Here is a 25,630-nt window from a genome sequence, read left to right as displayed (position 1 = left end):
GGGGCGGGTGCGCGCTGCTGCCTACTCCTTCACCCGCTGCCCACAAAAAAAGTTCCAGTTTCGCTTCCTTTCGCTTCTCTTTCGTCTTGCTTTCGTTTTCTGCTGTGATCTAATTAAAAACGAAAGTCGCCGCTCGAGGAACGAGCGGCCGCCGGGGGATGCGTCTGTTGGAGCGTATTTTCGACCTCGCCATTATCGGAGGCGGTGTTAACGGCTGCGGCATCGCGCGTGACGCGGTGGGCCGCGGCAACACTGTTTTCCTGTGCGAAATGAATGATCTGGCGAGCGGGACGTCGTCCTGGTCGACCAAGCTCGTGCACGGCGGCCTGCGCTATCTCGAATATTATGAGTTCCGCCTGGTCCGTGAGGCGCTGATCGAGCGCGAGATCCTCTGGGGCATCGCGCCCCACATCATCCGTCCCCTGCGTTTCGTTTTGCCGCATCACGCGGGCCTGCGCCCGGCCTGGCTCCTGCGCCTCGGACTGTTCCTCTACGACCATATCGGCGGCCGCCATCTCTTGCCGGCGACCCGTTCGGTCGATCTCAGACGCGACGAGGTCGGCCGTCCGCTGATCCCGAATCGCTACACACGCGCGTTCGAATATTCCGACTGCTTCGTCGACGACGCCCGCCTCGTCGTGCTCAACGCGCGCGACGCCGCCGACAAGGGCGCCGAGATCCGCACCCGCACCCGCGCCACCGAGATCCGCCAGTCCGACGGCATCTGGACCGTGAGCATGGTCGACACGCTGACCGGCGCACGCTCATCCATCCAGGCCCGCGCGCTCGTCAATGCCGGTGGCCCCTGGGTCGAGGACGTCCTGGGCCGCGGCGCCGGCGTCAATGCCAAGGCCAAGGTGCGCCTGGTGCAGGGCTCGCACATCGTGGTGAAAAAGCTCTACGATCACGACCGCGCCTACATGTTCCAGAACGCGGACGGCCGCATCATCTTCGTCATTCCCTACCAGGATGATTTCACGCTGATCGGAACCACCGATCGCGACTATGATGGCGATCCCTCCAAGGTGAAGGCGACGGCGGAGGAGATTCAGTATCTCTGTGCCGCCGCAAGCGAATATCTGGCCAAGCCGGTGACGCCGGAGGACGTGGTCTGGACCTATTCGGGCGTGCGTCCGCTCTATGACGATGGCGCCAGCGAAGCCAGGGCCGCGACGCGCGACTACGTGTTCGAGCTCGACACGCCCGGCGGCGTGCCGCTGCTGTCGATCTATGGCGGCAAGATCACGACCTATCGCCGCCTCGCCGAGGAGGCGCTGGAACGGCTCGCGCCCTATCTTCGCAGTGCGAAAGCGCGCGAGGGCTGGACCGGCAAATGGCCACTACCCGGCGGCGACATGGATGTGTCGGCTATCGACGGCCTGATCGCCGAGCTGCAGCGCGGCTATCCCTTCCTCGGCCACGAGCATGCGCGGCGCCTCGCGCGCGCCTATGGCACCCGCGCGATCAAGCTGCTCGGCGATGCGAAATCGGCCGCCGATCTCGGCCAGGCCTTCGGCGCGACGCTGACCGAGCGTGAGGTCCGCTACCTCATGGCCAACGAATGGGCGGTTACCGCCGAGGATATCGTCTGGCGGCGTTCCAAGCTCGGCCTGCGACTAAGTGCCGACGAGATTGCCGCGCTTGACGACTGGATCAGGACCCACGCCGTGCAGCAAAGTCCCCTGTTGGAAGCAGGAGGACGCTCATGACCGTGACGCTCGATCATGTGACCCGGACCGTCGACGGCATCCCGCACATCCGCGACGTCTCGCTGACGTTCGAGGGCGGTACGCTCAACGTGCTGCTCGGGCCGACGCTGTCGGGCAAGACCTCGATCATGCGGCTACTCGCGGGCCTCGACAAGCCGACCACCGGCAGGGTGCTGGTCAATGGCAAGGACGTCACCGGCGCCGACGTGCGCCAGCGCTCGGTGGCGATGGTCTACCAGCAGTTCATCAACTATCCCTCGCTCACGGTCTATGAGAACATCGCCTCGCCGCTCCGCGTGCAGGGCAAGCCGCGCGAGGAGATCGAGAAGCGCGTGGCGGAGGCGTCAAAGCTGCTCCGGCTTGAGCCGTTCCTGAAGCGCATGCCGCTACAGCTGTCCGGTGGCCAGCAGCAGCGTACCGCGATCGCGCGCGCATTGGTGAAGGGCGCCGATCTCGTGCTGCTCGACGAGCCGCTCGCCAATCTCGACTACAAGCTGCGCGAGGAGCTGCGCGCCGAGCTGCCGCGCATCTTCGAGGCCTCGGGCGCGATCTTCGTCTATGCTACTACCGAGCCCAGCGAAGCGCTGCTGCTCAGCGGCAACACCGTCTGCATGTGGGAAGGCCGGGCGCTCCAGATGGGCGAGACCTCCAACGTCTATCGCCGGCCCCAGACCCTGCGGGTCGCGCAGGTCTTTTCCGATCCGCCGCTCAATCTCGTCGGCATCGAGAAGAAGAACGGGCACGTCGCATATGCCGGCGGCACCACGTCGCCGGCCTCGGGCCTCTATGCCGGGCTTGCCGATGGCGCCTATCGCGTCGGTTTTCGCGCGCATCAGCTCGGCCTTGCCAATGGCGCCGCCGACCGCCATGCCTTCCACGCCACGGTGGCGGTGACGGAGATCACCGGTTCGGAGAGTTTCGTGCATCTGACCCGCGACGGCTTGAACTGGGTTGCGGTCCTGCACGGCGTGCACGAGTTCGAGCCCGGCCAGACTATCGATGCCGTGCTCGATCCCAACGATGTCTTCGTCTTCGATGCGGCCGACCGCCTGGTCGCCGCGCCTGGTCCCATAGCGTTTTCAAGCGAAGTGCCTAGCGGTTCGCGTGAAGAAAACGCGTCAAAGAAACATATGTGAGGGAGGTGCGCCGTGGCCCGCATTGACCTCGTCGATCTCGCGCACTCCTACGGCGGCAATGATGCGCCGGCGGAAAGCTTTGCGCTGAAGCCAGTGACCATGACCTGGCGGCAGGGCGGCGCCTACGCACTGCTCGGGCCATCCGGCTGCGGCAAAACCACGCTGCTCAACGTCATCTCCGGCATCATCACGCCTTCGCGCGGGAAAATCCTGTTCGACGGCCGGGACATCACACCGCTGTCGACGCAGAAGCGCAACATCGCCCAGGTGTTCCAGTTTCCGGTGATCTACGACACCATGACGGTGGGGCAGAACCTGGCGTTTCCGCTGAAGAATCGCGGCGTGCCGAAGGCCGAGATCGACAAGCGCGTCGCCGAGATCGGTCGCCTGCTCGACCTCGAGCCCTATCTGAACCGCAAGGCGACGCGGCTCACGGCTGACGCCAAGCAGAAGATCTCGCTCGGGCGTGGCCTCGTGCGCTCCGATGTCGCGGCCGTGCTGTTCGACGAGCCGCTGACCGTGATCGATCCCGAGCTGAAATGGCAGCTCCGCTCGAAGCTGAAGGCGCTGCATCGCGAGCTCGACCTCACGATGATCTACGTCACCCATGATCAGACCGAGGCGCTGACCTTCGCCGACACCGTGGTCGTCATGCATGACGGCCGCGTGGTGCAGAGCGGCACGCCGGCCGAGCTGTTCGACAAGCCTGCGCACACCTTCGTCGGCTATTTCATCGGCTCGCCCGGCATGAACATCCTGCCGGCCGAAGTGAAGGGCCGCGAGGCGCGGATCGGCGGCCACGTCATCGCGCTCAACCGCAGCTACGACAAGCTGCCGGCGGGCGCCAAGATCGAGATCGGCGTGCGCCCGGAATTCGTCGACGTCGTTGCGCCTGCGCCCGGCTTGCTCACGGCGAAGATCGACCGCATCGACGACCTCGGCCGCATCCGCTTTGCCCGCGTCCGCGTCGGCGATGCCAAACTCGCCGCGCGCGCCCGCGTCGGTTTCGCCAGCTCCGACGGCAATGCCGGGCTGAAGTTCGATCCGTCGCATGTCCACGTCTATGCCGACAGCCGTCTGGTGGAGGGAGCTGCCTGATGGACAAGACCGTCAACCAAAAAGCCTGGTTCCTGGTGCTGCCGGTGTTCCTGGTGGTGGCCTTCTCGGCGGTGCTGCCGCTGATGACGGTGGTGAACTATTCGATGCAGGACACGTTCGGCAACAACCAGTTCTTCTGGAACGGTGTCGGCTGGTTCAAGGAACTGCTCGATCCCTCGACCGATCTCGGCAGCCGCTTCCTCGCGTCGCTCGGCCGCAACCTGTTCTTCTCGCTGGTGATCCTCGCGATCGAGGTGCCGCTCGGCATCGTCATCGCGCTGTCGATGCCGCGCCATGGCTGGACGGTCGCGGCCTGCCTCGTGATCCTCGCGCTGCCGCTGCTGATCCCGTGGAACGTCGTCGGCACGATCTGGCAGATCTTCGGCCGGCCCGACATCGGCCTGCTTGGCTATACGCTCAATGCGATGGGCATCGAGTACAACTACGTGTCCAACGACATCGATGCCTGGGTCACCGTCATCGTGATGGACGTCTGGCACTGGACGAGCTTGGTTGCGCTGCTCTGCTATGCCGGACTGAAGTCGATCCCCGAGGCCTATTACCAGGCGGCGCAGATCGACGGCGCCTCGCGCTGGGCGGTGTTCAAGGCGATCCAGCTGCCGAAGATGAACCGCGTACTGCTGATCGCGGTGCTGCTGCGCTTCATGGACAGCTTCATGATCTATACCGAGCCCTTCGTCGTCACCGGCGGCGGCCCCGGCAACTCGACCACCTTCATCTCGATCGAGCTCGTCAAGATTGCGCTCGGCCAGTTCGACCTCGGCAAGGCCGCTGCGTTGTCGCTGGTCTACAACCTCATCATCCTGATCGTCTGCTGGGTGTTCTACACCGTCATGACCAACGCGGGCGTCGAGCGTAAGGCACAGGCGGAAGCGGAGCCGGCGGCGGAGCGCAAGCCCGCAGGCGCGCTCCAGCCCGCGCCCGCGCTCAAGCCGAAGGAAGGAGTGGCCTGATGCACTCGATTCCCGGACGTCGCGTCATCATGGCGCTGTTTTTGATCTTCCTGCTGTTGCCGATCTACTGGCTCGTCAACATGAGCTTCAAGACCAACAGCGAGATCGTCTCGACGATGACGCTGTGGCCGCATGCGCCGACGCTTCAGCACTACAAGCGCATCTTCACCGACGAGAGCTGGTATTCCGGCTACATCAATTCGCTGGAATACGTCGTCCTCAACACCATCATCTCGATCTCGGTGGCGCTGCCCGCGGCCTACGCGTTCTCGCGCTACCGCTTCCTCGGCGACAAGCATCTGTTCTTCTGGCTGTTGTCGAACCGCATGGCGCCGGCCGCCGTCTACGCGCTGCCGTTCTTCAACCTCTATTCGGCGATCGGGCTGTTCGATACGCCCTGGGCCGTTGCGCTCGCGCACTGCATCTTCAACGTCCCGCTCGCGGTGTGGATCCTCGAAGGCTTCGTCTCCGGCGTGCCGCGCGAGATCGACGAGACCGCCTTCCTCGACGGCTATTCCTTCCCGCGCTTCTTCATCAAGATCCTGATTCCCCTGATCGCGAGCGGCATCGGCGTTGCAGCCTTCTTCTGCTTCATGTTCTCCTGGGTAGAGCTGCTGCTCGCGCGCACGCTGACCTCGGTGCATGCCAAGCCCATAGCGGCGATCATGACGCGCACGGTATCGGCGGCCGGCATGGACTGGGGCCTGCTCGCGGCCGCCGGCGTGCTCACCATCATTCCGGGCGCGCTCGTGATCTGGTTCGTCCGCAACTACATCGCACGCGGTTTCGCGCTCGGCCGGGTGTAAGGGAGGCTCTGATGGAATCCATCGCATGGATGGCCTGGACGCTGCCGACGGCGATCTTCTTCGCCGCGCTCGCCTGCACGCTCGCCGTGATGACCTGGCTTGCGGCCGTCTATCCCGAAGCCGAACGTGTCGGCGTGCTGCGCATCCCGACCACGCGCGGCGACCGCCTGTTCGTCTCGCTGATCACGGCCGCGGTCATCCACCTGCTGTGGATCGCCTTCGTCGGCACCGACGCGATCGCCACGCTGCCGATCGGCGAGGACGGTTTCGAACTCTCGAGCCTGTGGCTCGCAAGTGGAATCTCGCTTGTCACGGCCGTGCTCATTTTCCGCACGGTCTGAAGCTCGCGAAGAGACGGCCAGATCCGGGATCAACCCGGGCCTGTATAAGGTTTGTCGCTGCAACGGAGGAACAACATGCGACAGTTTAGGAGAAGGAAAGGTCCATTGACCAAGAACAATTTTCTGACCATGTCCAGCGCCGCCGCCCTCGTTGCGGTGTCGTTCGCCGTCTCGGCGCCGGTTCGCGCCGCCGACGACGCCACGATCCAGAAGTGGATCGCGGAATTCCAGCCCTCGACGCTGTCGAAGGATGACCAGAAGAAGGAGCTGGAATGGTTCGCCAAGGCGGCCGAGCCGTTCAAGGGCATGGAGATCAACGTCGTCTCCGAAACCATCACGACCCACGAATATGAATCGCAGACGCTCGCCAAGGCGTTCTCCGAGCTCACCGGCATCAAGCTCAAGCACGACATCATCCAGGAAGGTGACGTCGTCGAGAAGCTGCAGACCCAGATGCAGTCCGGCAAGAACGTCTATGACGGCTGGATCAACGACTCCGACCTGATCGGCACGCACTTCCGCTACGGCCAGACCATCGTGCTGTCGGACTACATGACCGGCGAGGGCAAGGACGTCACCGATCCGATGCTCGACGTCAACGACTTCATCGGCAAGTCCTTCGGTACGGCACCGGACGGCAAGCTCTATCAGCTGCCCGACCAGCAGTTCGCGAACCTCTACTGGTTCCGTTACGACTGGTTCACCAACCCGGACTACAAAGCCAAGTTCAAGGCCAAGTATGGCTACGAGCTCGGCGTGCCCGTGAACTGGTCGGCGTACGAGGACATCGCCGAGTTCTTCACCAACGACATCAAGGAGATCAACGGCGTCAAGGTCTATGGCCATATGGACTATGGCAAGAAGGACCCCTCGCTCGGATGGCGTTTCACCGACGCCTGGCTCTCGATGGCCGGCAACGGTGACAAGGGCATTCCGAACGGTCTGCCGGTCGACGAATGGGGCATCCGCATGGAAGGCTGCCGTCCGGTCGGCTCGAGCGTGGATCGCGGTGGCGACACCAACGGTCCGGCCTCGGTCTACGCCATCTCGAAGTATCTCGAGTGGCTGAAGAAGTATGCGCCGCCGCAGGCGCAGGGCATGACCTTCTCTGAGTCCGGTCCGGTGCCGGCGCAGGGCAACATCGCTCAGCAGATCTTCTGGTACACCGCCTTCACCGCCGATATGGTGAAGCCGGGCATCGCTGTGATGAACGCGGATGGTACGCCGAAGTGGCGTATGGCTCCGTCGCCCCACGGCGCGTACTGGAAGGAAGGCATGAAGCTCGGCTATCAGGACGCGGGCTCGCTCACGCTTCTGAAGTCGACCCCGGCCGACCGCCGCAAGGCGGCCTGGCTGTACCTGCAGTTCATCGTCTCCAAGACGGTGTCTCTGAAGAAGAGCCATGTCGGTCTCACCTTCATCCGTGAATCCGACATCTGGGATAAGTCGTTCACCGAGCGTGCGCCGAAGCTCGGCGGCCTGATCGAGTTCTACCGTTCGCCTGCCCGCGTGCAGTGGACCCCGACCGGCAACAACGTGCCTGACTATCCGAAGCTCGCGCAGCTCTGGTGGCAGAACATCGGCGATGCGTCGTCAGGTGCCAAGACGGCGCAAGCCGCGATGGACTCGCTCGCTGCCGCGCAGGACTCCGTCATGGAACGCATCGAGAAGTCGGGCGTGCAGGGCGCCTGCGGTCCGAAGCTCCACAAGAAGGAGTCGGCCGAGTTCTGGTTCGCGAAGGCCGAGAAGGACGGCACCATCGCGCCCCAGCGCAAGCTCGCCAACGAGAAGCCGAAGGGCGAGACGGTCGACTACGACACGCTGATCAAGTCGTGGCCGGCGACCCCGCCCAAGCGCGCGGAAGCGAAGTAAGCTTCGCGTACACGTCATCAAATGCGAAAGGCCGGGAGCAATCCCGGCCTTTTTCTTTCTCTGCGAACGCACCCTGCAACCACATCGTCATTGCAAGCGCAGCGAAGCAATCCAGACTGTCACCGCGGGAAGATTCTGGATTGCTTCGCTGCGCTCGCAATGACGAGCTTGTGGCGCGCGCGTCCCTCATTCTCGGCGTCATCGCCCGCGAAAGCGGGCGATCCAGTATTCCAGAGGCCGTGACGAATACGGAGAAGCCGCGGCGTACTGGATGCCCCGCCTTCGCGGGGCATGACAACGAGGTTGTGGCCGAGTGCGTCCGACTGGCGACGATGCAGCCTTACTGCGCCGCCTCGGCCGCTTCCAGCGTCGGATAGTCCGTGTATCCCGTGGCGCCGCCGCCATAGAACGTGTTCTTGTCCCATTCGTTCAGCGCCACGCCCCTCTTCAACCGCTCGACCAGGTCGGGGTTGGAAATGAACGGCTTGCCGAACGCGATCAGGTCCGCGTTGCCGGCTTCCAGCACCTTGGTCGCGAGATCGAAATCGTAGCCGTTGTTGGCGATATAGGCGCCGGAGAAGCGCTTGCGCAGGCTTGCATAGTCGAACGGCGCGAAGTCGCGCGGGCCGCCGGTGGCACCTTCGACGACGTGGAGATAGACGAGCTTGAGCGCGCTGAGGCCGTCGACGATGTGGTCGAACAGCGGTTGCGGATTGGAATCGGCAACATCGTTGGCCGGCGTCACCGGCGAGATACGGATGCCGGTGCGATCGGCGCCGGCTTCTGTGGCGACGGCCTTGGAGACTTCCAGCATCAGCCGCGCGCGGTTCTCTATGGAGCCGCCATAGGCATCGGTGCGCTTGTTGGCGCCGTCCTTGGCGAACTGGTCGAGCAGGTAGCCGTTGGCGCCGTGGATCTCCACGCCGTCGAAGCCGGCCTCCAGCGCGTTGCGCGTCGCGCGCTTGAAGTCGTCGATGATCCCGGGAATTTCGGATAGCTCGAGCGCGCGGGGCTCGGAGACGTCGGCGAAGGTGCCATTGACGAAGGTCTTGCCCTTGGCGCGGATCGCGCTCGGCGCCACCGGGGCTGCTCCTCCCGCCTGGAGCGCGGTGTGGGAGATGCGGCCGACATGCCAGAGCTGGATGAAGATGCGCCCGCCGCGCTCATGCACGCGGTCGGTGACCTTGCGCCAGCCCGCCACCTGGTCCTTCGAGTAGATGCCGGGCGTGTCCTGGTAGCCCTGGCCCTGTTGCGAGATCTGGCTCGCTTCGGTGACCAGGAGCCCTGCGGAGGCGCGCTGGCCGTAGTAATCGGCGGCGAGCGGGCTCGGTACGAAGCTGCCGGGCGCAGCACGGTTGCGCGTCAGCGGTGCCATCACCAGGCGGTTGGCCAGCGTGATCGGGCCGAGCTTATAGGTCTCAAACAATTTGGTCGGACGGCTCATGGGAAATGTTTCCAGGCGGTGAGAGGTCAGAGACACTTGTGCATCGCGGCGAACAGCACAAGGGAGGAGCCATACGGAAAGTGCAGGCGAGATGCGCGATGCGGCCCACGCAGCATAAATCATGCGCAGTTCGAGCCGCAGCAGCAGATTCGATCTCTGCCGCGGCCCGATGAATTGTCGGATTTCAGTTCGCGCCGAGGAAATCGCGCTTGCCGATCTCGACGCCATTGTGGCGCAGGATGCCGTGGGCGGTCGTGGCGTGGAAATAGAAGTTCGGCAGCGAGAACGAGCTCAGGAACTGCTGTCCCTTCATGGTGATGGATTTGTCGGGGCCGGCCGGGAAGGTGACGTCCTTGGTGTCGGCGCCTTCGAACTGTTCGGGCTTGAACGACTTCACATAGTCGATCGTCTTCGCCAGCCGCTGCTTCAATTCCGCGAACGTGGTCTCGGTATCGGGCGTCGTGGGCACCTCGCTGTGCGTCAGCCGCGCGCAGCCCTTGGTGGCGAAATCGCTGACGAGCTGGATCTGCTTCGACAGCGGCAGCATGTCCGGGAAGAGGCGGGATCCCAGCAGCACGCTGGGCTCGATCTTTTTGGCGGCGCAATGCGCTTCCGCCTTGGTGAGCAGGCCGGAGAGGCTGTTCAGCATTTGCAAATAGGCTGGGACGACGGCGTCGTAGAAGGACATGTGATGCTCGCTTCAATGATGGAAATCTCAGGAGAAACCTGAGCCCCAGACATGGGAGCACCATGGTAAAATACAATCGCCGGCGGGACCTGCGCGAGGCAAAAATTCTACCGCACCGTCGCCTGTGGCTGCGCCTGTGCGGTGCCGCCGCGCATGCGCGCCAGCAGCTCCGCGGTCGGCCAGGAGTCGGCCGGCAGTCCGTACTTGATCTGCATCGCCTTCACGGCCGAGCGGCTCTGCTGGCCCAGCACGCCGTCGACTTTGCCGACATTGAAGCCGGCGCGCACCAGCAGCTGCTGCAGCTCCTTCAGCTCGCTGAACGGCAGTTGCGCGACCGGAGCGGACGGTCTGCGCATCGGCGCAGCGCCCGCGATGCGCGAGGCGAGATAGCCCGCGGTGGTCGAATAGATCAGCGAGTTATTCCATTCGGTGTAGGCCGCGAAATTCGGATAAGCCATGAAGGCTGGCCCGGTCCGCCCCATCGGCAGCAGCACCGAGGCCGCGAGATTGTCGTTCGGCAGTGGCCGGCCGTCTGGATAGGTGACGCCTAACTGCGCCCATTTCGAGCGCGGCTGCTGCACGCTGAGATCGGTCTGCTCCCACGGCAGGTTTTGCGGCACCTTGATCTCTTCCAGCCACGGCTCGCCGCGCCGCCACTTCAATCCATTGGCGATGTAGTTCGCGGTCGAGCCGATCACGTCGGGCCCGCTGTGCAAGAGATCGCGCCGTCCGTCGCCGTCATAGTCGACGGCATAGTTGACGTAATGCGTCGGCAAAAACTGCGTCTGGCCGAGCTCGCCGGCCCAGGAGCCGATCATCTCGTCGGGATCAAGATCGCCGCGATCGATGACCTTCAGCGCGGCAATGGTCTCGTTCACGAACATCTCCGAGCGCCGGCAGTCATAGGCCAGCGACACCAGCGATTTCAGCGTCGGCAGATTGCCCATGTTGGCGCCGAAATCGCTCTCCAGTCCCCAGAACGCGGCGATCACCGCCGGCGGCACGCCATATTCCTTCTCGGCGCGCGCGAATGCCGCCGCGTATTGCTTGATGTGCTGCTGGCCGTTCTGCATGCGATAGGTCGCGGCCATGCGGCCGGCAAATTCGGTGAAGAGCTGGCCGAACACGCGCTGGCCGCGGTCGCGGTTGACGATGCCCTGGTCGTAGACGAGGTAGGGCGAGGCCTCCGCGATGGTCCGCTGCGACACGCCGGCGGCGACCGCCTGTTGCTTCACGTCGGCCAGGAAGCGATCGAAGCTCGCCCCATTGTGGCACGAAGCCGCGCGCGGCGAGGGCGCAGTTGCTCTGGGAGCCGCGGGCTTGGCGGGTGGCGGCAAGAACTGGGCGGAGGCGGGAGCGGAGAATGCGAGAAGCGTGACGGCCGCGATCGCAAATCGGGTCTGGCGCATGAGGTTTCCGGCAGAGGGAAGGGCAACGAGTCTGTCGAAGTTTAAAGGAAGCAAAGCGCTGGAACCATCCCTTCATTATTCCGGGACGCGCAAAGCGCGAACCCAGAATCTCGCGCCACCGCCTCTGAGTTCCGGATTCAGCCCTGCGGGCTGCCCGGAATGATGGTGCAGGATGCGATGCCGCGGCTCCGCGACGCACTCCCCAAACCTTGCGGTCGAGCCGGGAGCATTCCTACCTCAATAGCGCCGGTCGATAACGCCTCCAGCGGCCGCGGCCGGCCTGGGAGACGGCCATGAACTATCTTCGTACCGCAATTCTTCTCGCAGGCCTCACCGCCCTGTTCATGGGCGTCGGCTATCTCATCGGTGGTGCCTCCGGCGCCATGATCGCGCTCGTCATTGCGGCGGCGACCAATCTCTTCACCTACTGGAACTCCGACCGCATGGTGCTCAGGATGTACGGCGCCCATGAGGTTGACCGCGCCAGCGCGCCCGAGCTGGTCGGCCTGGTCGGCGAGCTTGCGGGCCGCGCCGGCCTGCCGATGCCGCGCGTGTTCGTGATGGACGAGCCGCAACCCAACGCGTTCGCGACAGGACGCAATCCCGAGAACGCCGCGGTCGCCGTCACCGCCGGTCTGATGCACCAGCTCAGCCGCGAGGAGCTCGCCGGCGTGATCGCGCACGAGCTTGCACACATCAAGCATCACGACACGCTGCTGATGACCATCACCGCGACCATCGCCGGCGCCATCTCGATGCTGGCGCAGTTCGGCATGTTCTTCGGCGGCCATCGTAACAACAACAGCGGCCCGGGCATTGTCGCCTCGATCCTGATAATGATCCTGGCGCCGCTCGGGGCCATGCTGGTGCAGATGGCGATCAGCCGCACCCGCGAATACGCCGCCGACAATCTCGGCGGGCGCATCGTCGGCCAGCCGATGTGGCTTGCGTCCGCACTCGTCAAGATCGAGAACGCTGCACATCAGGTCCCGAACTTCGAGGCCGAGCGAAATCCCGCGACCGCGCACATGTTCATCATCAATCCGCTGTCGGGCCACGGCGTGGACAATCTTTTCACCACCCACCCCTCGACGCAGAATCGCATCGCGGCGCTCGAGCAGTTGGCCGCCGAACTCGGCGCGCATGCGGCGCCGTCCGTCGGCGCCAATGAAAACACTCCGCCGCGCGGCCCGTGGGGCCGCTCGTCCTCACGCGGGCCTTGGGGATGATCCGGGATGACGCGGAACCGGTCGTCCCGGTCCTGCCGGAAATCCCGCTTTGTGAGCTGGCGCACACAGGATCGTCCCGGCGAGTGTTAACACCCCCTTCGTGAATGTTTCTTCGAAAGGGGATGCGCGGCCGGGGTGTTGCCGGCAGCGGTCGACGATGACCAGAGCAGCCGTACCAGTGTTGATCGCCCTGGGCATCCTCGTCGGCCTGTCGACGCACATGGTCGTCAATTGCGGCGACGAGGACGATCCCGACATCTGTTCGGCCGTGATCGGCTTCAGCCCGTTCCGCGGGTCGCTGATTGCCTTCGCCTATGAGGGACGCGGGCGGATCGCGCTGCGTCATGGCGACTGGCGGCGGGCGATCGCCGATTTCGACGAGGCCATCCACCTCAACCCCGGCCGCGCCTCGTTCTATCGCGATCGCGGCCTTGCCCACCGGCAGAACGGCGAGCCGGAGCTTGCGATCGCCGACTATGACGAGGCGATCGCGCTCGACCCGAAACTCGCGGCGCCCTATCACGAACGCGGCCTCGCGCTCGCTGCCCATGGCGATCTCGACCGCGCGATCCTGAGCTACACCACCGCCATCCGTCTCGCGCCGTCGGACGCGGAGGTCCGGCTCGACCGGGGCCTTGCCTATCTCGCGCACGGACAGGCCGATGATGCCCGCGCCGATTTCGAGGCCGCGCTGGCGCTGCCGGTCGCCAAGAACGACCGCGCGCGTCAGATCGCGCGCGCCAGACTGGCCGAGCTGTCCAACGCCGAGCTAGCCCCCGTCTCCGTGCCGCGGCGGTGATCTAGTGCCACATCGGCCGCTGCACCCTCTCCCCTTGTGGGAGAGGGTGGCTCACCGCGTAGCGGCGAGCCGGGTGAGGGGGTCTCTCTCCGCGCGTGAGCCTGCTGCATCGAGTTTGCTGACAGAACCCCTCATCCGGCGCTTCGCGCCACCTTCTCCCACAAGGGGAGAAGGAAGAAGGTCCCGCTACTTGGCCTTCTTCGCCTTGGCTTTCGCCTTCTTCGCTTTCGCCGGCTTCTCCTTCACCGGCTTCTCCTTCGCCGCGGCCTTCTCAGCCTTCTCCGGCACGGGCGTGCTGGCGACGAGGCGCATCGATCGTGCGTAGCTGTCGGCGACGTTGTCGGCGGACATCTGGAGGCGCCTGGCAGCGGCGGTCGCCTGCTCCATGGTGGCCTTGGCCATCATCTTGAAGCGAGTGCTCGTGTCCTTGCCCTTGGCCTTGGCCGCGAGGCCGTTGAAGCGATCCCGCCGCTCCTTGGCGCGGGTCATCAGGCCCGTATGCAGCTGTCTGGCCAGTTGCCGGATCACGACATCCAGGTCGGCGTCCGCCATCGTCTCTTTCCTCACTGTCACAAAGAAAATCGGTGCGCGACTATGCAAAAGCACATCGCGCTTTGCAATGCACCCGCACAGACATCACCAGCTTCATATACGGAACGAGGCGGAATTCCTGCCGGTGATCACAGGGGCCGGCAAAAAGGCACGTGCGTCGTCCCTACGAGGCTCCACGCCGTCAGCAGGCGCGGCGGGCCGCTTTCGTGTCGCCCTCCGCGGCCATGCCCTATTTCAGCGAAGCCACCGGCCCGCTCGCCGCGTCCGGATCGAATCCGAAGACGCCGACCAGGTATTTGTAGTAGTCCGGCATCTTCTCCTTGAGCTTCTCGCGGGTGTTCGGCTCGTGGATCTCGTCCTTGCCCGAAAGGAAGATGCTGGCGGTGACCGCGAAGAACTCTATCTGGTTCTTCAGCGCATAGGTGTCCTTGGGCAGCAGGTCCTTGGACTTGGCATGGGCATAGTAGCCGAGCACGCCTTTGTTGGCGTAGCCGTCCGGCAACAGCCGCGCGTGATAGGCATGGAGCAGCTCGTGCAGCATCACGGGCGCCTTCTCATAGGCCATCATGTTCGGCCGCAGCATGATCACGCCGACGCCGGAGTCGACCGCGAGATCGACCGCGTTCGGGTTCGTCCATTGCTGCTTGTCGTGGTCCCACACCGTCAGCGTCCGGGGAGAAGTGCGCTGGATGTCCGGGGTGACCCTGCCGTAGCATGCGGCGGCGGCGCCTTCGTCGAGGCAGGCCATTTCGCTCGCGACGATCGGCACGGAATGGAAGAAGCGCAGCACGCGCGGACTGAGGCCGACGCTCTCCACGACGTCGAGCTGACGCTTCAGATTGTCCGCGAGCGCATCGACGTCCTTGCGGTCGGAGTTCTCCGACAGGTCGAACGCATAACCGCGGTAGGTCTGAAAGCTGGGCGGCAGCGCCTGCGCCGCTACGGCGGATGCATTGGATGCATTTTGCAGCGGCTCCGCGCTCAGCGGATTGGCGGACAGCGCGCCGATGACGGTCGCCACGAGCAGCAATGCAACGCGCATGATGAAACCCCCTGATGTCACTTCACGCGGCAGAATAGGCGGTCGTTGTTTGCGAAAAGTGAGTGAGGCGAGACTAAGGCACCGATGTTGAGGCGTACTTAATGAGTGGTTGCAGACCGCGCGGATCGGGTTAGTCCCGGGTTAACCAAGGAGGGGCAGCCGCTCCCGACAGGAAGGCAGCCGCGCCCACACTCTCCGTCGTCCCGGCGAAAGCCGGGACCCAACCTCAGGGAGTAGTTTGGCGAAGATCAGTCGTTCGGTACGCCTACCACCCACGATCGATAGATTCCGCGGTATGGGTCGCGGCTTTCGCCGGGACGACAGCGGAATGGGTGGCGCGACCGTCAGAGCACTACGTCAAGGGAACGTGGATCGGCCGCGCGCTTCGGCGTAACATCCCGGCCAGGGCACACGCCCCAGATCATGCAGCCGGAAGGAGGATCCCATGTATGCCGCCATCCGTCAGGCCAAGGCGAAAAGCGGGAGTGCGGAAGAGCTGGCGCGCCGGATCAAGGACGGCGCCGTTCCGATCATCAGCGACGTCGACGGTTTCCGCGCCTATTACGTCGTCTATGCCGGCGACGACACGGTGACCGCCATCTCCATCTTCGACAAGTTCGAGCAGGCGGAGGAGGCGAACCGGCGCGCGATCGCCTGGATCGAGAAGGATTTGGGTTCGCTGCTCGCCGGACACGCGAGCGCCGCCGCGGGGCCGGTGATCGTGCATACGCTGGCGTAGAAGATTGGACGGATCGCTTGCGCCGCGCCCTCAACCGTCATCGCCCGGCGCGACCGGGCGATCCAGTACTCCGAGACGGCTGTAATCGAATCGATAGGCCGCGGCGTACTGGATGCCCCGCTTTCGCGGGGCATGACACCGGCCTTCGCCTTGCGCCAAACGCGCTCACAGCTCCCTCGCATTCGTGAATGCGAACGAGCTCACACGCCGCGTCGTCTCGTCCAGGATCAGCGTGCGCGTGATCGGCGGCTCGGCGCGCTGCGCGCAGTTTTCGCGTTCGCAGAGGCGGCAGTTGACGCCGATCGGCGTGCCCTCCGCCTTCTCCAGATCCATGCCGGCGGCATAGACGAGGCGCGCGGCGTGACGCATCTCGCATCCGAGGCCAATGGCAAAGCGCGGCTGCGGCAGCGGATGCGGTGCCACCGGCCGTCGCACCATCTGCGCGATCGAGAAATAGCGCGTGCCGTCGGGCAGCTCGATCACCTGCTTCAGCAGGCGGTCCGGCGTGTCGAAGGTCGAGTGGACGTTCCATAAGGGACAGGTGCCGCCGAACTTCGAAAACGGGAAGGTGCCGGACGAGAAACGCTTCGACACGTTGCCGGCATTGTCGACGCGAAGCAGGAAGAACGGAATGCCGCGCGCGTTCGGCCGCTGCAACGTGGTGAGGCGGTGGCAGACCTGCTCGAAGCCGGCGTTGAAACGCTGCGCCAGCACATGGATGTCGTAGTTGAGTGCCTCGGCCGCGGCCAGGAACGCCGGGTAGGGCATCATCACGCTGGCTGCGAAATAATTGCCGAGCGTGATGCGGAACAGGCGTCGCGGCGCATCGTCGAGCGGACCGGCGCGGCCGATGATGGTCTCTAGATGCTGCGCGCATTCGCCGAGCCCGAGCTGGAAGGCAAGCTGGAAGGCGCGGCCGGGCGGGTCGACCAGTTCCGAGATCAGGAGCTGGCGGCGATGGCGGTCGAAGCGCCGCAGGGTCTCGCGCATCACGTCGACCGGCATGATGCGGGTCTGGATCGAATGCTTTTCGCGCAATCGCGCGGCGAGGGCGGCATAGAGCCCTTCAGCCGGGACGTTCAATTCGTCGCGCAAGGTCTCGGCGGCCTGCTCGAGCTCCGGGAAATAGTTGCGGTTGGCCTCGATCAATTCGCGCACGCGTTCGACCGGATTGGCTTCAAAGCGGGTCCCGACGTCGCGGTCGGCCATCTGGGCCGCGGCCAGCGTCTCGCCCTGGCGAGCCTCGGTATAGGCGGCGTAGAGCCGCTGCAGCGCGTGGGTGACACCGGGACAGAGCTCGGCGAGGTCGCGCAGCTCCTGCTTGGGTACGTCGATCTGGCGGAACAGGGGATCGGAGAAGATCTCGTTCAGCTCGGCGAAGAAGCGGTCCTCGTCGGCGGTGGCAAGATCGCGCAGGTCGAGGTCATAGGTCTCGGCCAGCCGCAGCAGGATTTGCGCGGTCACCGGGCGCTGGTTCCGTTCGATCAGGTTGATGTAACTCGGCGAGATCCCGAGCCCCTCGGCGATCTGGGTCTGCGACAGCCCCAATTGCTGCCGGATCCGCCGGAAGCGCGGGCCGACGAAGAGTTTTTTCCCGGTATCGGCGGGCATTCTCGGGTCTCCAGACGCGTTAAGGACAGTCTAATTGACCTATATATTTACAGACTTTACAAAATAACATCTATTACATGTTCTGATGTTACATGACATCACCATTCAAATACAAGGTCCCTTTACGAACTTCGCTTTCTCGCGTTTAGCTCTTGCCACGCATTTCGCAATGCACTGTCAAGAATGTCGATTAGAGAGGCGCGCACATGAATTACCAGCCACGCGGGATCAGCGATCGGACCCTCCCTGCTTCGTATCAGAGCGAGATCGAGGCGGCCCAGGCGCTCCTCGACACCAAGCCGACCTGGAACGGCGTGACGGCCGAAGCCGTGGCGCGCATGCGCCTGCAGAATCGCTTCAAGACCGGCCTCGACGTCGCCCGCTACACCGCGGCGCTGATGCGAGCCGACATGGCCGCCTATGACGGCGATCCCACCAAGTACACCCAGTCGCTGGGCTGCTGGCACGGCTTCATCGCCCAGCAGAAGCTGATCTCGGTCAAGAAGCATTTCGGCACGACCGATCGCCGCTACCTGTACCTGTCCGGCTGGATGATCGCGGCGCTCCGTTCCGAGTTCGGACCGCTGCCCGACCAGTCGATGCATGAGAAGACCTCGGTGTCGGCCCTGATCGAGGAGCTCTACACCTTCCTGCGTCAGGCCGACTCGCGCGAGCTGAACGATATCTTCCGCGCGCTCGATGCCGCCCGCAAGGAAGGCGACGCGGCGAAGGAAAAGGCGCTGATCGAGAAGATCGACAATTTCCAGACCCATGTCGTGCCCGTCATCGCCGACATCGATGCCGGCTTCGGCAACGCGGAAGCGACCTATCTGCTCGCCAAGAAGATGATCGAAGCGGGCGCGTGCGCCCTGCAGATTGAAAACCAGGTCTCGGACGAGAAGCAGTGCGGCCACCAGGACGGCAAGGTGACCGTGCCGCACGACGTCTTCCTCGCGAAGATTCGTGCCTGCCGCCACGCGTTCCTCGAACTGGGAGTCGAAGACGGCGTCGTCGTGACCCGCACCGACTCGCTCGGCGCCGGCCTCACGCAGCAGATCGCGGTCAGCCACAAGCCCGGTGATATCGGCGACCAGTACAACAGCTTCCTGGATTGCGAGGAAGTGACGGCGGAGAACGCCCGCAACGGTGATGTCATCATCAACCGGAACGGCAAGATGATGCGTCCGAAGCGGCTGCCCTCTAACCTCTATCAGTTCCGCCCCGGCACCGGCGAAGACCGCTGCGTGCTGGACTGCATCACCTCGCTGCAGAACGGTGCCGACCTCTTGTGGATCGAAACCGAGAAGCCGCATATTGAGCAGATCGCCAAGATGGTCGATCGGATCCGCAAGGTGGTCCCGAACGCGAAGCTGGCCTACAACAACTCGCCGTCCTTCAACTGGACGCTCAACTTCCGCTGGCAGGTCTACGACGCGATGAAGGAAGCCGGCAAGGACGTCAGCAAGTACAATCGTGCCGAACTGATGAAGGCGGAATACGACGACACGCCGCTGGCGAAGGAAGCCGACGAGCGTATCCGCACATTCCAGGCCGATTCAGCGAAGCGCGCCGGCATCTTCCACCATCTGATCACGCTGCCGACCTATCACACGGCGGCGCTCTCGACCGACAATCTGGCGAGGGAATACTTCGGCGAGCAGGGCATGCTCGGCTATGTGAAGAACGTCCAGCGCGCCGAGATCCGTCAGGGCATCGCCTGCGTGAAGCATCAGAACATGGCCGGCTCCGACATCGGCGACGATCACAAGGAGTACTTCGCCGGCGAGGCCGCCCTGAAGGCGGGCGGCGTCCACAACACGATGAACCAGTTCGGCTAACGGTGGAATTGAGGAGACTGGCAATGACCAAAGGCAGCAATTTCTGGGTGATCGGCGGCGAGTTCGGCTCGATGAACTTCCACAAGCTCGTGGAAGGCTCGGCCCAGGTCAAAGGTCCGTTCAAGACCCGCAAGGAAGCCGAGGACTGCTGGCGCGAAGTGTCGGAAGAGAGCCGCCACAAGGCCGGCGTCCGCTTCTCGATCGTGGAGGAGCCGCAGCGCGCCCCGGCAGCCTAACGGCATTGCTGCCGGCTCAAATTGAAGAAGACGTCCAAGGACGGAGGGTCCCATCCAGGCGCTGCCTGGGTGGGATCGTCTGTTTTTGGCACAGGTGAACCGGCTGTGGGCACCGTAAGTATCTGGAATTATGGACCCTTTGCGGACGTTTTGGTTGCTGATAGGTTAACGGCCGTTGTCGAGTAGCGAGGCCGAAAATGTCAGAGCCCGAGACGAGCGGGATCCATGCCAGCCAGGCGCGCCCGGTGCGGCTGCGCGACGCGCTGCTGCGGGCACGGATCGAGGCCGCCGACCGCACCGGTGTCGTCGTCGACCTGCGCGATGCCGAGGTCGCGCGGCTCGAGATTCTCAACGACGCGCTCGATCCGCTGTTCGCGCAGGTGCCCGAGCAGATCGACCTGTTCGACCGTGGCATCAGTCAGGGCGATACGCCGAGGCTCTGGATCGATGTCGTCGCGCACATCGTCATGGGACGCGACAAGCGGATGTACCGGTTCGTCCAGGACACCCGCTTCGGCCGCATCGTGCTCGCCGAATCGCACGACACGGCCGTGATCGTCGAGGCGGTCACCGACTATGTCGCCCGCCGCATGATCGAGCGCGAACATGCGATGGTCGTTCTGCCCGAGCCGAAGCCCGCCGTGCCCGCGGCGCGGCGCCGCTCGCGCATCTGGCCGTTCCTGCTCGGCTTCATCCTCGGCGCCGCCGCCCTGTTCGGCGTCGCCGTGCTTGCCGTCTTGCGGAGCTGGTGAAGCCTACGCGAATCTCTCCCCTCGTCATTCCGGGGCGCACCGAAGGTGCGAGCCCGGAATCCATTCATCCACGTGCACTGCGGGCCGATGGATTCCGGGCTCGCGCCGTTGGCGCGCTCCGGAATGGCAGTGTCGATCAGATCAGCCGCGCGTGCTTGATCTGCCGGGCCTGCAATCCATGATCGAGACTGCGCACCGTTTGTTCGCAGCGCCAGCCGGCATTGTCCTTCTCGATGGCGAACAAATTATACGCCGCCGCCGGATAGCGACCATGTGCGAGCGCGGAGGCGGACGGCACGCCGATCGCGGGAATTTTGCCGTTGGGGCCCTCGAACCACATCGTCGAATGCACGTGGTCGTGGCCGTGCAGGATCAGCTCGACGCCGTGCCGCCCGACCAGGGCGAGAAGATCGGCGGAATCTGTCAGTCGCTTGTGGCGCGAGCTCGAGCGCAGCGGATGATGCACGAGGAGGGCGCGGAAGACGTCTTCGCTCGCGAGCTGCGCGAGCACCTGCTCGAGCGCTGCGAGCTGATCGCGGCCGAGCGTGCCCGTCGCCATCAGCGGCAGGGTCGGCACGGCCGTGGACAGGCTGATCAGCGCAACGGGGCCGCGGCGGCGGACTGCGGGGAAGGCAGTGGCAGCCGGAGCATCGCCGGCGATGTAGTGCAGAAACGTCTCGCCGAAGCGGTGACTCGTCGCGCTGACATAGGCGTCGTGATTGCCCGGGATGGCCGTGACACAATCCGGCGGGCCGACGCCTTCGAGCCAGGCCAGCGCCGGCGCAAATTCCGCCTCCAGGGCCAGGTTGACGAGATCGCCGGTTACCGCGATGTGGTCCGGTGCCTGGGCCTGGACGTCGGCGACCAGCGCGTCGAGCACCTCGCGGCGCTGGTATTTGTGGCGGTTGCGCGTCCAGTTGACGTAACCGAGCGCCCGCTTGCCCGCGAGCTCGATCAGCCGCGGCCTGGGCAGGGGCGGCAGATGCGGGTCGGAGAGATGGGCGAGCGTGAACGGTGCCATGAAGCGCGATTGCCTAGTGCTCCGCTGTAATGGCAAGGTCGGGCGGTGGAGGCAAGGACGGCTTGAAGGGGGCCTGGCAAGCGGCGTGATGGGGGAACGTCTGGACCAGATGCGACGGAGGTGCGAGCCGCTGCTGCGGCGAATCTTCCACGCCTATTTCCTGGTCGTCCGTGGCATGACGCTCGGCGTCCGCGCTGTCGTCCTTGACCCGGACAACCGGGTGTTCCTGGTCAAGCACAGCTACATCACCGGCTGGTATCTGCCGGGCGGGGGCGTCGACTTTGGCGAGACCATGGAAGAGGCGATGCGGCGCGAGCTCAAGGAGGAGGGAGACATCGACCTCACCGGAGAGCCGGTGCTGCACGGCATCTTCCTCAACAGCCATGTTTCCCGGCGCGACCACGTCGCGGTCTACGTCATTAGGCATTTCAGGCAGGACCGCCTGCCCGAGCCCAACCGCGAGATCATCGAATGCGGATTTTTCGCAAGCACGGCGCTGCCCGAGGGGACCACGCCCGGGACGCGGCTGCGGATCGCCGAGGTGCTCAACGGCAAGCCCGTGATTGCGACGTGGCGGTGAGGTCGGCCTGTTCTAGTAAGTCGCCTCGCGCCAGGGCGTAACGGAAACCGGCTGAAGATTACCAAGTACGCCTTCGGCCTGATCTGCGTACTGTCGGGATCGTCGGGGCTGGTGCTCGATACAGTGACGCGGGGGCCGCGCGAAATGAAGATGCTCGCCGATCTGTCCCAACCGGCGCTGAAAAGGAGCTGAAGTGGCGCCTGGCTACCATGGACCTCCGCATCGCCAGATGCTACTCCGCCTCCTATATTGACGCGTTTTCTGAACGCGGACCGGGATTCACTTCGCTCGAAAACGCTATGCTGACATGAACGATCTCTCCCTCACCATCCTTCCCGAGGCCGCCGGCGACGCCCAGGCGATCGAGCGGCTGCACGAGCGCACGTTCGGCCCGGGCCGCTTCGTGCTCAGCGCCTACCGGATCCGCGAGCACGTCGACCATCTGCTCGAACTCTCCTTCACCGCGCGCATCGGTACGCTGATGGTCGGCTCGGTGCGGCAATTGCCGATCCTGATCGGCGAGACGCCGGCGCTGCTGCTCGGGCCGCTCACCGTCGAGCCGCCGTTCCGCGGCCGTGGCGTCGGGCGGCTGTTGATGGAGCGTGCGCTGAAGGACGCGAAGGAAAACGGCCACCGACTGGTGCTGCTGGTCGGCGACGAGCCCTATTACAGCCGCGTCGGCTTCAAGCCGGTGCCGAAGGGGCGCGTTATCATGCCGGGTCCGGTCGACGCCAGCCGCGTCCTGGTGTTCGAACTCGTCGACGGCGCGTTCGAAGGCGTGTCGGGGCCGGTCGGCCCCGACTGGAGCAAGGCTAGAACTTGAAGTTCGCGAACGCGCGCACGCCGATGCCCGGGAGCAGTACCTGGTCCTTGGTATAGGACACCGAGTTGCGGATGCTCTCGTTGAGGAGATTGTTGCCGACGATGCCGGCCGTCATCTCGCGTGCACCGAACCAGTTCGAAGCGAGCTTCGTCTTGTAGCTGACCTCAGCCTTCAGCAGGTTGTAGCCCGGCGTCGGCGTCTCCGCGATCACGGCGACGTTGTTCTGCGCGAAGGCGTGCAACAGGTTGACGCGCATTAGCCAGTTGTCGTCGCGCCAGAACACGCCGCCGCCCATCCGCAAGGGCGGAATGCGCGGCACATTGGTGCCGTCGGTGAAGGTGGCGCGGACCACGTCGAACTGGTTTTCGATGCCCCAGATGCCGCCGTGGAACGCCCCGACATCGAGCTGGGACTGGAATTCGCCGCCGCGGAAGGTCGCGTCGCGCTGCGAGTAGACGGCCTGGTTCAGCTCGGCGTCGGGCGTGCCGCATGACGCGAAATCGTCGTCGCACATGACGCCCGTGAGCCGGCGGAAGATGAAGTTGTCAAAGCGCGTGTAGAAAGCAGTCGCCTCGAACCGGAACGGCCCCGTCGCCTTGCGCAGGCCGATCTCGACCGACTTCGCTGTCTCAATCAGGAGATTCGGATTGCCGATATCGAACGTCGCGGTGGCGTCATGGGCGCCGCGTGAGAACAATTCGGCGGGCTTCGGCGCGCGCTCGACATATTGCGCGGTGATGCTGCCGACCATGCCGCCCGGCAGATCCTGCAACAGGCCGACGCTGCCGCTGATTGGCGTGAAGGACGGATTGCGCGCGATGTTCACCTGCGGCGCGCCGTCGGGCAGGTAGTCGGCCGGGAAGTTCGGTGTCGAGCCGTGCAATTCGACATGCTCGATACGGCCGGCGATCTGCGCCTTGGTCTGTTCGCTGAACTTGAACTCATTGAACACGTAACCGGCGACCCGGTTGTTGTTGTTCGGATTCCACAGCCCGTTGAACAGCGAGCCCGGATCATCCGGACTTGGCGCGGTCAGCTCCTGATGGCCCGCCTGGAACCCGAACGCGGTGGTTACTTCCGCGAATCGCGCATTAAAGGGCATTAGCTGCGTTTCGATACGCAGTTCCTGCTCCTTGTTGGTGAAGGTCTGGCGTACGCCGTCGCTGAAGGGATCGGTTGGATCGGCCAGTCCGATCTCGTTGTGCCTGTAGTCGGTCGCGCCGGCCCAGAAACGGATCGTGTCGATTGCCGCCGCATCCGGTCGGTACTCGCCCTTGGTGGTGATCTTGGTCTGATGCGCGTCGATACGGGTGTTGTGGTCGGCGCCATCGATGCCGGGGATGTGATAGAGCGAATCGTTTTGTGTAATTGCAGCGCCAATAAAGCCGCCCGTGAAGATATACGATCCGCCGATCGACGCGCCATCCGCCTGCATGGCCGAGTTCGGCTGCTGACCGTTGACCGGTCTGGTGTGGTCGAACAGGTATGGATAGCTCGGGATGCTGTAATCGCTGGCCTTGCGGCCATAGGCGTCGGCATGAAACGCGAAATTGCCGCCGCCGGTATCGAGCAGGATGCCGCCATCGACACCACGATCAACGGAGCTCACCGACGTGCGCGTCTCAACGTTCACGCAAGGTGATGATTGCGTGTCAGCCAGCGGCGCTTTCGCGGGCAGCCCATAGGACTGGAACGGCGGAGCTGCGCATGAGGGTAGGGCGTCCGGAATGCGGTTGTTGGTCGCACTTACGACGCCGCCGATCGAAGTCGAGCCGTAACGCATCGCTGCCGGACCGCGAATGACCTCGACCTGATTGGTGGCGAGCGGATCCACCGGCACGAAATGATCTTCGCCGAGATCCGAGGCGCCGCCGGCGTTGGTGCCGTTCTCGACGATACCGACGCGATTGACATCGAGACCTCGGATGACCGGGCGGCTTGACGCGCCCGGCGCAAAGGTTGATCCCGTAATGCCAGGCTTGGAAAACAGGAGATCGCCGAGTTGGGCAGTGCCCTCGCGGCGGATCTCCTCGTTCGGCACGACGGTGACGGTGGCGAACTGGTTGGTCACGATCGGCAGCACGCCTTGCTGAGGCGCGGCAGGCGGCGGAGGCGCTTCGGGTGCACGTTCGCGGTTGCGCGCCGGTGCGGCGCGCGCCACGCGGCTCGTCGTGCGTGACGGCACGACCGCCCTGCGCTGAATGGGGCTGGGAGCCGTCACCGTTACAGCGGGAAGCTCGGTGGCCGCCGGTTTGTCTTGGGCCAGCTCTTGGGCCAGCGCCGGAGTGGCGGCGGCGCCGAGCAGGAGCAGGCTTGCTCCGCCCAGACGCTGCGCGCGTCGCAATTCAAAATTCATTGTCCTGATTCCAGTCAGGCGCCGTCCGAAGGATTGCTTGTGGCAATGAAACTTTCGGTGGAGGCGACCTGCCGCCGCGATGCGACGGAATTCGACTTCAACTGCTCCCGGCTGGTCGTCCGCGCTTTACGTCAAACGCGACGAGTCCGGGCGTTATCAAGCGTTGGAAGTCAGGACGCGGGAGGGGCGCGGGGCTGGAAGGCCGTACCGGCCGATTTCAGATGGATGAACTCGGCGTCGGTAGTGCGGTGGAGCAGCTCGACGGCTTGCGGCAGGTGAAGCAGAGGCGGCGTCGCGAACACGACGTTGCTCGCCAGCGCGACCACGGCGCAGATCGCGCAATTGTCGTCGCCTGGCTGCTCCCGGTCGGGGCTTGAGGGCGATTGCTTCTGGAGCGCCGAGCCGTCGATCGGGACGACACTCTTCTGGCCGCCAGTCTGCTGCAGCGATAGCTGGGCGAGTGGCGCAGCCTGGGCGAACCAGTGGCTGTGGCCGAATGTCAGTGCGAACTGCACCAGCAGCGCGAAAAGCGCGAGCCGAGCGCCGTGCTTGATGTTCGACCGGAACCATTTCAT

General features: G+C 64.5%; 24 protein-coding genes. 15 read left to right on the top strand and 9 right to left on the bottom strand.

The genetic code is table 11. The features are described from left to right. Positions 1-158 precede the first annotated feature (158 nt). From glpD to AYJ54_RS36870, 7 genes are all read left to right on the top strand, one after another. Positions 159-1,709, top strand: coding sequence for a glycerol-3-phosphate dehydrogenase (glpD, locus tag AYJ54_RS36900; protein ID WP_063707063.1), 1,551 nt, complete (start codon positions 159-161; stop codon positions 1,707-1,709). After that, on the top strand, positions 1,706-2,845 hold the full coding sequence (locus AYJ54_RS36895) for an ABC transporter ATP-binding protein (RefSeq protein ID WP_063707061.1): 1,140 nt from the start codon (positions 1,706-1,708) through the stop codon (positions 2,843-2,845). Before glpD ends, AYJ54_RS36895 begins: the two co-directional genes overlap by 4 nt. Positions 2,846-2,857: 12 nt before the next feature. Further along, positions 2,858-3,943, top strand: a complete 1,086-nt coding sequence (locus AYJ54_RS36890; protein WP_063707059.1) for an ABC transporter ATP-binding protein — start codon at positions 2,858-2,860, stop codon at positions 3,941-3,943. Continuing rightward, positions 3,943-4,917: a carbohydrate ABC transporter permease gene (locus AYJ54_RS36885; protein ID WP_063707057.1), complete on the top strand. Its 975-nt coding sequence runs from the start codon at positions 3,943-3,945 to the stop codon at positions 4,915-4,917. The genes AYJ54_RS36890 and AYJ54_RS36885 overlap by 1 nt, the downstream gene beginning before the upstream one ends. Beyond that, positions 4,917-5,723 (top strand): carbohydrate ABC transporter permease, encoded by an 807-nt coding sequence (locus AYJ54_RS36880; RefSeq protein WP_063707055.1) that lies wholly within the window; start codon positions 4,917-4,919, stop codon positions 5,721-5,723. Before AYJ54_RS36885 ends, AYJ54_RS36880 begins: the two co-directional genes overlap by 1 nt. A gap of 11 nt (positions 5,724-5,734) precedes the next feature. Next, a complete protein-coding gene (locus AYJ54_RS36875; RefSeq protein WP_063707053.1) occupies positions 5,735-6,064 on the top strand; it encodes a DUF2160 domain-containing protein in 330 nt (109 codons plus the stop codon). 129 nt (positions 6,065-6,193) lie between these two features. Beyond that, positions 6,194-7,936: an ABC transporter substrate-binding protein gene (locus AYJ54_RS36870; protein ID WP_063707119.1), complete on the top strand. Its 1,743-nt coding sequence runs from the start codon at positions 6,194-6,196 to the stop codon at positions 7,934-7,936. 340 nt (positions 7,937-8,276) lie between these two features. Here the strand turns inward: AYJ54_RS36870 and AYJ54_RS36865 are convergent, their stop codons facing one another. The 3 genes from AYJ54_RS36865 to AYJ54_RS36855 form a co-directional block, all read right to left on the bottom strand. Continuing rightward, positions 8,277-9,380: an alkene reductase gene (locus tag AYJ54_RS36865; protein WP_063707051.1), complete on the bottom strand. Its 1,104-nt coding sequence runs from the start codon at positions 9,378-9,380 to the stop codon at positions 8,277-8,279. 184 nt (positions 9,381-9,564) lie between these two features. Further along, on the bottom strand, positions 9,565-10,068 hold the full coding sequence (locus AYJ54_RS36860) for a DUF1993 domain-containing protein (RefSeq protein ID WP_063707049.1): 504 nt from the start codon (positions 10,066-10,068) through the stop codon (positions 9,565-9,567). Between the two features lie 107 nt (positions 10,069-10,175). Then, positions 10,176-11,477 carry a lytic murein transglycosylase gene (locus AYJ54_RS36855; RefSeq protein ID WP_063707048.1) on the bottom strand — a complete coding sequence of 434 codons (1,302 nt, stop codon included), beginning with the start codon at positions 11,475-11,477 and terminating at the stop codon, positions 10,176-10,178. 293 nt (positions 11,478-11,770) lie between these two features. On the opposite strand from AYJ54_RS36855, the gene htpX reads away from it, so the two are divergent. Then, entirely contained in the window at positions 11,771-12,706 is a 936-nt protein-coding gene (gene htpX, locus AYJ54_RS36850; RefSeq protein ID WP_063707047.1) for a zinc metalloprotease HtpX, read from the top strand. A 157-nt stretch (positions 12,707-12,863) separates the two neighbouring features. Further along, on the top strand, positions 12,864-13,505 hold the full coding sequence (locus AYJ54_RS36845; RefSeq protein WP_201724305.1) for a tetratricopeptide repeat protein: 642 nt from the start codon (positions 12,864-12,866) through the stop codon (positions 13,503-13,505). A 186-nt stretch (positions 13,506-13,691) separates the two neighbouring features. Here the strand turns inward: AYJ54_RS36845 and AYJ54_RS36840 are convergent, their stop codons facing one another. Both AYJ54_RS36840 and AYJ54_RS36835 read right to left on the bottom strand, forming a co-directional pair. Continuing rightward, positions 13,692-14,057 carry a hypothetical protein gene (locus tag AYJ54_RS36840; RefSeq protein WP_063707043.1) on the bottom strand — a complete coding sequence of 122 codons (366 nt, stop codon included), beginning with the start codon at positions 14,055-14,057 and terminating at the stop codon, positions 13,692-13,694. Positions 14,058-14,286: 229 nt separating this feature from the next. Next, positions 14,287-15,099, bottom strand: a complete 813-nt coding sequence (locus AYJ54_RS36835; protein ID WP_063707041.1) for a hypothetical protein — start codon at positions 15,097-15,099, stop codon at positions 14,287-14,289. Positions 15,100-15,544: 445 nt separating this feature from the next. Between AYJ54_RS36835 and AYJ54_RS51595 the strand changes: the two genes are divergently transcribed. Beyond that, positions 15,545-15,838: an antibiotic biosynthesis monooxygenase gene (locus AYJ54_RS51595; RefSeq protein WP_045005289.1), complete on the top strand. Its 294-nt coding sequence runs from the start codon at positions 15,545-15,547 to the stop codon at positions 15,836-15,838. Between the two features lie 165 nt (positions 15,839-16,003). Here the strand turns inward: AYJ54_RS51595 and AYJ54_RS36825 are convergent, their stop codons facing one another. Beyond that, complete coding sequence (locus tag AYJ54_RS36825; RefSeq protein WP_063707039.1) at positions 16,004-17,449, bottom strand: helix-turn-helix domain-containing protein; 1,446 nt, start codon at positions 17,447-17,449, stop codon at positions 16,004-16,006. A gap of 206 nt (positions 17,450-17,655) precedes the next feature. Here AYJ54_RS36825 and AYJ54_RS36820 point away from each other — a divergent pair, with 206 nt between their 5' ends. From AYJ54_RS36820 to AYJ54_RS36810, 3 genes are all read left to right on the top strand, one after another. Further along, positions 17,656-19,287, top strand: coding sequence for an isocitrate lyase (locus AYJ54_RS36820; RefSeq protein ID WP_063707038.1), 1,632 nt, complete (start codon positions 17,656-17,658; stop codon positions 19,285-19,287). A 23-nt stretch (positions 19,288-19,310) separates the two neighbouring features. Next, a complete protein-coding gene (locus AYJ54_RS36815) occupies positions 19,311-19,523 on the top strand; it encodes a DUF4170 domain-containing protein (RefSeq protein WP_024341447.1) in 213 nt (70 codons plus the stop codon). 197 nt (positions 19,524-19,720) lie between these two features. Continuing rightward, positions 19,721-20,275 carry a hypothetical protein gene (locus tag AYJ54_RS36810; RefSeq protein WP_063707036.1) on the top strand — a complete coding sequence of 185 codons (555 nt, stop codon included), beginning with the start codon at positions 19,721-19,723 and terminating at the stop codon, positions 20,273-20,275. A 136-nt stretch (positions 20,276-20,411) separates the two neighbouring features. Here the strand turns inward: AYJ54_RS36810 and AYJ54_RS36805 are convergent, their stop codons facing one another. Further along, positions 20,412-21,296 (bottom strand): metallophosphoesterase family protein, encoded by an 885-nt coding sequence (locus AYJ54_RS36805; protein WP_063707034.1) that lies wholly within the window; start codon positions 21,294-21,296, stop codon positions 20,412-20,414. An 88-nt stretch (positions 21,297-21,384) separates the two neighbouring features. Here AYJ54_RS36805 and AYJ54_RS36800 point away from each other — a divergent pair, with 88 nt between their 5' ends. Beyond that, positions 21,385-21,876 carry an NUDIX domain-containing protein gene (locus AYJ54_RS36800; RefSeq protein ID WP_063707033.1) on the top strand — a complete coding sequence of 164 codons (492 nt, stop codon included), beginning with the start codon at positions 21,385-21,387 and terminating at the stop codon, positions 21,874-21,876. 307 nt (positions 21,877-22,183) lie between these two features. Continuing rightward, positions 22,184-22,699, top strand: a complete 516-nt coding sequence (locus AYJ54_RS36795; RefSeq protein ID WP_063707031.1) for a GNAT family N-acetyltransferase — start codon at positions 22,184-22,186, stop codon at positions 22,697-22,699. Here the strand turns inward: AYJ54_RS36795 and AYJ54_RS36790 are convergent. Then, positions 22,689-25,055, bottom strand: coding sequence for a TonB-dependent receptor (locus AYJ54_RS36790; RefSeq protein WP_063707030.1), 2,367 nt, complete (start codon positions 25,053-25,055; stop codon positions 22,689-22,691). The genes AYJ54_RS36795 and AYJ54_RS36790 overlap by 11 nt on opposite strands. A 170-nt stretch (positions 25,056-25,225) precedes the next feature. Next, entirely contained in the window at positions 25,226-25,630 is a 405-nt protein-coding gene (locus AYJ54_RS36785) for a DUF2946 family protein (RefSeq protein ID WP_063707029.1), read from the bottom strand.

Origin of the sequence: Bradyrhizobium centrolobii (genome assembly GCF_001641635.1) — a bacterium.
In the GTDB taxonomy this organism is placed as follows: Bacteria; Pseudomonadota; Alphaproteobacteria; order Rhizobiales; family Xanthobacteraceae; genus Bradyrhizobium; species Bradyrhizobium centrolobii.
The sequence above is the reverse complement of the archived record's forward strand: the minus strand, read 5'-3'. Positions and strand labels throughout refer to the sequence as shown.

What these genes read in the sequence shown, in the direction of transcription:
- glpD (WP_063707063.1), top strand. Translation starts at nt 159, where the DNA reads ATGCGTCTGTTGGAGCGTATTTTCGACCTCGCCATTATCGGAGGCGGT.
- AYJ54_RS36895 (WP_063707061.1), top strand. Translation starts at nt 1,706, where the DNA reads ATGACCGTGACGCTCGATCATGTGACCCGGACCGTCGACGGCATCCCG.
- AYJ54_RS36885 (WP_063707057.1), top strand. Translation starts at nt 3,943, where the DNA reads ATGGACAAGACCGTCAACCAAAAAGCCTGGTTCCTGGTGCTGCCGGTG.
- AYJ54_RS36880 (WP_063707055.1), top strand. Translation starts at nt 4,917, where the DNA reads ATGCACTCGATTCCCGGACGTCGCGTCATCATGGCGCTGTTTTTGATC.
- AYJ54_RS36875 (WP_063707053.1), top strand. Translation starts at nt 5,735, where the DNA reads ATGGAATCCATCGCATGGATGGCCTGGACGCTGCCGACGGCGATCTTC.
- AYJ54_RS36870 (WP_063707119.1), top strand. Translation starts at nt 6,194, where the DNA reads ATGTCCAGCGCCGCCGCCCTCGTTGCGGTGTCGTTCGCCGTCTCGGCG.
- AYJ54_RS36865 (WP_063707051.1), bottom strand. Translation starts at nt 9,380, where the DNA reads ATGAGCCGTCCGACCAAATTGTTTGAGACCTATAAGCTCGGCCCGATC.
- AYJ54_RS36860 (WP_063707049.1), bottom strand. Translation starts at nt 10,068, where the DNA reads ATGTCCTTCTACGACGCCGTCGTCCCAGCCTATTTGCAAATGCTGAAC.
- AYJ54_RS36855 (WP_063707048.1), bottom strand. Translation starts at nt 11,477, where the DNA reads ATGCGCCAGACCCGATTTGCGATCGCGGCCGTCACGCTTCTCGCATTC.
- htpX (WP_063707047.1), top strand. Translation starts at nt 11,771, where the DNA reads ATGAACTATCTTCGTACCGCAATTCTTCTCGCAGGCCTCACCGCCCTG.
- AYJ54_RS36845 (WP_201724305.1), top strand. Translation starts at nt 12,864, where the DNA reads ATGACCAGAGCAGCCGTACCAGTGTTGATCGCCCTGGGCATCCTCGTC.
- AYJ54_RS36840 (WP_063707043.1), bottom strand. Translation starts at nt 14,057, where the DNA reads ATGGCGGACGCCGACCTGGATGTCGTGATCCGGCAACTGGCCAGACAG.
- AYJ54_RS36835 (WP_063707041.1), bottom strand. Translation starts at nt 15,099, where the DNA reads ATGCGCGTTGCATTGCTGCTCGTGGCGACCGTCATCGGCGCGCTGTCC.
- AYJ54_RS51595 (WP_045005289.1), top strand. Translation starts at nt 15,545, where the DNA reads ATGTATGCCGCCATCCGTCAGGCCAAGGCGAAAAGCGGGAGTGCGGAA.
- AYJ54_RS36825 (WP_063707039.1), bottom strand. Translation starts at nt 17,449, where the DNA reads ATGCCCGCCGATACCGGGAAAAAACTCTTCGTCGGCCCGCGCTTCCGG.
- AYJ54_RS36820 (WP_063707038.1), top strand. Translation starts at nt 17,656, where the DNA reads ATGAATTACCAGCCACGCGGGATCAGCGATCGGACCCTCCCTGCTTCG.
- AYJ54_RS36815 (WP_024341447.1), top strand. Translation starts at nt 19,311, where the DNA reads ATGACCAAAGGCAGCAATTTCTGGGTGATCGGCGGCGAGTTCGGCTCG.
- AYJ54_RS36810 (WP_063707036.1), top strand. Translation starts at nt 19,721, where the DNA reads ATGTCAGAGCCCGAGACGAGCGGGATCCATGCCAGCCAGGCGCGCCCG.
- AYJ54_RS36805 (WP_063707034.1), bottom strand. Translation starts at nt 21,296, where the DNA reads ATGGCACCGTTCACGCTCGCCCATCTCTCCGACCCGCATCTGCCGCCC.
- AYJ54_RS36800 (WP_063707033.1), top strand. Translation starts at nt 21,385, where the DNA reads ATGGGGGAACGTCTGGACCAGATGCGACGGAGGTGCGAGCCGCTGCTG.
- AYJ54_RS36795 (WP_063707031.1), top strand. Translation starts at nt 22,184, where the DNA reads ATGAACGATCTCTCCCTCACCATCCTTCCCGAGGCCGCCGGCGACGCC.
- AYJ54_RS36790 (WP_063707030.1), bottom strand. Translation starts at nt 25,055, where the DNA reads ATGAATTTTGAATTGCGACGCGCGCAGCGTCTGGGCGGAGCAAGCCTG.
- AYJ54_RS36785 (WP_063707029.1), bottom strand. Translation starts at nt 25,630, where the DNA reads ATGAAATGGTTCCGGTCGAACATCAAGCACGGCGCTCGGCTCGCGCTT.